Origin of the sequence: Gemmiger formicilis (assembly GCF_016901605.1) — a bacterium.
Taxonomy (GTDB): Bacteria; Bacillota; Clostridia; order Oscillospirales; family Ruminococcaceae; genus Gemmiger; species Gemmiger formicilis_B.
Window position 1 is genome coordinate 1 of sequence record NZ_JACJKP010000223.1, and the last position, 3771, is coordinate 3771.

General features: G+C 61.2%; 4 protein-coding genes and 1 pseudogene. 4 read left to right on the forward strand and 1 reads right to left on the reverse strand.

Going from position 1 to position 3771, the window contains the following annotated elements:
* The 4 genes and pseudogenes from H6B10_RS13180 to H6B10_RS19045 all read left to right on the forward strand — a co-directional run.
* The coding region (locus H6B10_RS13180) for a helix-turn-helix domain-containing protein (protein WP_204652029.1) at positions 1 to 405 on the forward strand (405 nt) is incomplete at its 5' end.
* Between the two features lie 108 nt (positions 406 to 513).
* Entirely contained in the window at positions 514 to 1854 is a 1341-nt protein-coding gene (locus tag H6B10_RS13185; protein WP_204652030.1) for an MATE family efflux transporter, read from the forward strand.
* A 195-nt stretch (positions 1855 to 2049) separates the two neighbouring features.
* Positions 2050 to 2880 carry a cell division protein FtsQ gene (locus tag H6B10_RS13190; protein ID WP_204652031.1) on the forward strand — a complete coding sequence of 277 codons (831 nt, stop codon included), beginning with the start codon at positions 2050 to 2052 and terminating at the stop codon, positions 2878 to 2880.
* A 6-nt stretch (positions 2881 to 2886) separates the two neighbouring features.
* Positions 2887 to 3336: pseudogene (locus H6B10_RS19045) on the forward strand (ABC transporter ATP-binding protein); the annotation flags it as partial.
* Between the two features lie 299 nt (positions 3337 to 3635).
* On the opposite strand, the gene H6B10_RS19050 reads toward H6B10_RS19045, so the two are convergent.
* Positions 3636 to 3767 (reverse strand): ATP-binding cassette domain-containing protein, encoded by a 132-nt coding sequence (locus H6B10_RS19050; RefSeq protein WP_275951082.1) that lies wholly within the window; start codon positions 3765 to 3767, stop codon positions 3636 to 3638.
* Between the last annotated feature and the right edge of the window lie 4 nt (positions 3768 to 3771).

Genomic DNA, 3771 nt, shown 5'->3' on the forward strand with positions numbered 1-3771 from the left:
GCGGGGGGCGGGCACAGCCCCGGGGACGATGCGCCGGTCCGGCAGGCGCTGGCATACATCCACCGCCATTACCGGGAAAACGTTACCCTGGAACAGCTGGCCGCGGCGGCGGGGTACAGCAGCGGGTATTTCTGCAAGCTGTTCAAAAAGGTCACCGGGCTGAGCCCGCTGCAGTATGTGGTGCGCTGCCGGCTGGAACAGGCCAAAAAGCGGATGTTGACCACCCGGGACCCGCTGGAAACCATCATGCTGGAGGTGGGGTTCCACAATTACGGGTACTTCTGGCGGATGTTCAAGGCGGTGTACGGCCTTTCGCCCCAGGCGTTCCGGCAGCAAGGGCAAAACGGTTTGCCGCCCGGGCAGGGGAGCGAGCCCCACCCCATTGACAGCGGCCCCGAACTGTGATAGCATGGCAGATGCGAAAGCTATATTTTTCCTTGTGGGTGAGATAAACAAGGGGAAATATAGCTTTTTCTTTTTACCACCCAAACACGCAGGAAAAGAGGAATCCCGATGCAGCAGTCTTTTATGAAAACCAAACCCATTGTACCGCTGGTGCTCTCCATGTCCTTGCCCATGGTGATCTCCATGATGGTGGCCTCCCTGTACAACATTGTGGACAGCTACTATGTGGCCAAAATCAGTGAGGATGCCATGACGGCCCTTTCGCTGGTGTTCCCGGTACAGAATCTGATCAACGCCGTCACCATCGGCTTCTCCATCGGCGCCAATGCGGTGATCTCCTATCACCTGGGCGCCCAACAGGGGGATAAGGCCGATGCCGCCGCGGCCCAGAGCCTGGTGTACAACGCCCTGCACGGGGCCATCCTGACGGTGGTATGCATCGGGGCGGCCCCGGCCTTCCTGGGGCTGTTCACCACCGATGCCGCTGTGGTGGACCTGGGGGTGCGGTATTCCCGCATCGCCTTTGCCTTTGCGGTGATCATCGGCATCTCCATGTCCATGGAAAAAATGTTCCAGGCCACCGGCAAAATGCTGATGACCATGATCTGCATGATGTCCGGCTGTGTGGCCAATATCCTGCTGGACCCGGTGCTCATCTTTGGCTGGGGGCCCTTCCCGGCTATGGGCATTGAGGGTGCGGCCCTGGCCACCGGTCTGGGCCAGACTCTCAGCCTGATTATCTATGCGGTGTGCTACTTCACAGCCAGCCTGCCGGTGCGCATCCGCTTTACGGCCCACACCTTTGATTGGCGCTTGACCAAAAGAATGTACGCGGTGGGCATTCCGGCCGCTTTGAACCTGGCGCTGCCCTCGCTGCTGATCTCCTGCCTGAATATGATCCTGGCGGGCTATTCCCAGGTGTATGTGCTGGTGCTGGGCGTGTACTATAAGCTGCAGACCTTCCTGTATCTGCCGGCCAACGGCATTGTACAGGGCATGCGCCCCATCATCGGGTACAACTTCGGCGCCCGGGAGTATGGCCGGGTGCGCAAGATATATCGTGTGGCCCTGGCCCTCTCGGCGGGGATCATGGCGGTGGGCACCCTGCTCTGCTGGCTGGTGCCCGAACAGATGATCGGGCTGTTCTCCACCAGTCAGGCGACCATCGACGCCGGCGGTACCGCCCTGCGGATCATCAGCGCGGGATTTGTGATCTCGTCGGTGTCCATCATCTCCTGCGGTGCGCTGGAAGGGCTGGGCATGGGGGCACCCTCGCTGGTCATTTCCTCCCTGCGGTATGTGCTGCTCATCCTGCCTCTGGCCTTTGTGCTCAGCTGCCTGTTGGGGGCGGTGGGCGTGTGGCACGCTTTCTGGCTCACCGAGGCAGTGACCGCGGTCATGGCCGGGGTGCTCTACCGCCGCAAGGTGGCCGCTCAGACCTGCGAATAAAACAAACCCCCGGCGCCTACGCGCCGGGGGTTTGTTTTGGGCATGCCGCAACCGGCCGCCGGTCACTTTACTGAAAATTAACTTTCATTTTACTGCTTCATGGTGGAGAAACTTTCATAAACGGCCTACAATGAAACCGTACCCCGCAAGAGGGTATCACAAACGGAGCAAACGATATTGGGGAGGCAATCCACTATGAATCCGACGCAAACCAGAATGAATCAGTCCCAGAAACTGATGGTCTTTGTGCTGACCATGTCCCTGTACGGTCTGGCGACCCTGTTTACCGAATTGATCCCGAAATTCCAGGTAGGCCTGGTGGAATTTTCCGTAGAATATTTCCTGTTCATCCCGCTGGTGCTGGCCATGCTGTTCGACCCCTTGTCGGCGGCGCTGGGCGCAGCCACCGGTGAGCTGGTTTTCAGCGAGATCATGCTGGGCCAGTTCGGCGGCCTGGGCGAACTGGAAAAGTTCATCACCGTCACCCTGGGCGTTTACCTGGCGGGCCGTCTGGTCCGTGACCCCCGCGACACCCGCATGGTGGGCATTGCGGCTTTCCTGGGCACCGGCGCCCAGCTGCTCATGGGCACCATCGTGGACATCTGCAAGGTGCAGTTCGCTGTGGAGGATTTTGAGGCCGTGGCAGGTCTGCCCGAAAGCGTCTTTGCCACCGAGGGTTTTGCCTTCCTCAACGACCTGCTGTTCTCCGGCATCTTCTTCTGCCTGCTGCCCACGCTCTACCTGGTTCCCAAACTCTACGGCAAGATCGAACCGCTGCTGGGCATGAGCCCCCGCACGCCGGAAACCGCCGCCCCCGCCCTCAGCGGCAAAACGCTGGCGGGCTGCGCCGTGGCCTTTGTGTGCGCTGTGGCTGCCGAGATGCTGGCCACCAGCGGCCTGGAACTCATCGACTGGGAAGCTTCCTGGGCCGAGAGCGGCACCTCCTTTGCGGTGGGCATGATCGTGGCCGCCGTGCTGGCCCTGGCCGTGCTGGTGGTCATGAAGAAAAAGGCTGAGGCGAAGTAAGATACCATGGCCATCATCGAAATCCAGGATCTTTGTTATACCTATCCCGGCGCGGCGCAGCCCACGCTGGACCATCTGGACCTGACGGTGGAACCGGGGGACTTCCTGGCCATCGTGGGCAACAACGGCTGCGGCAAATCCACCCTGTGCAAGGTGCTCAACGGGCTGATCCCCCACTTCATCACCGGCACCTTTACCGGTTCGGTGAAGGTGGCCGGGCAGGATACCCTGCAAAGCGACGTGGGGGACCTGGCCCGCAAGGTGGGCTATGTCTACCAGGATTTTGAGAACCAGATCGTCCGTCCCACCGTGCTGGACGACGCCTCCTACGCCTGCCTGAACTACGGCATGGAGGACTACCAGGTCCAGGGCCGGCAGGCGCTGGCCCGGTGCGGCCTGCAGGGCCGGGAGGAAGAGTACGTCTGGCAGCTTTCCGGCGGGCAGACCCATCTGCTGGCGTTGGCGGGGGCGGTGGCCCTGGGACCCGATATTCTCATTCTGGACGAACCCATCGCCCAGCTGGACCCCGGCCACGCCGACCGCATCTACGGCGTACTGCGGGAACTGAACGAAAAATGGGGCAAGACCATCCTGGTCATCGAGCACCATACCGAGTACATTGCCGACTACTGCAAACATGTGCTGCTGCTCAAGGAGGGCCGCGTCCGCTGGATGCTGCCCACCCGCCAGGCCCTGGCCCGGGTGGAGGAACTGCAGCAGAGCAACATCTTCCCGCCCCAGGTGACCCAGGCAGGCTACGCCCTGCAGCAGCGGGGGTTGCTGCCCTTGTTGGGTTTGAGCAGCCCCACCAGCAGTTTCATCAGGGTGGATTTGCCCGCTCCGTTGGAACCGATGAGGGCGATCTTTTCCCCTTTGCGGAAGGTCAGGTCC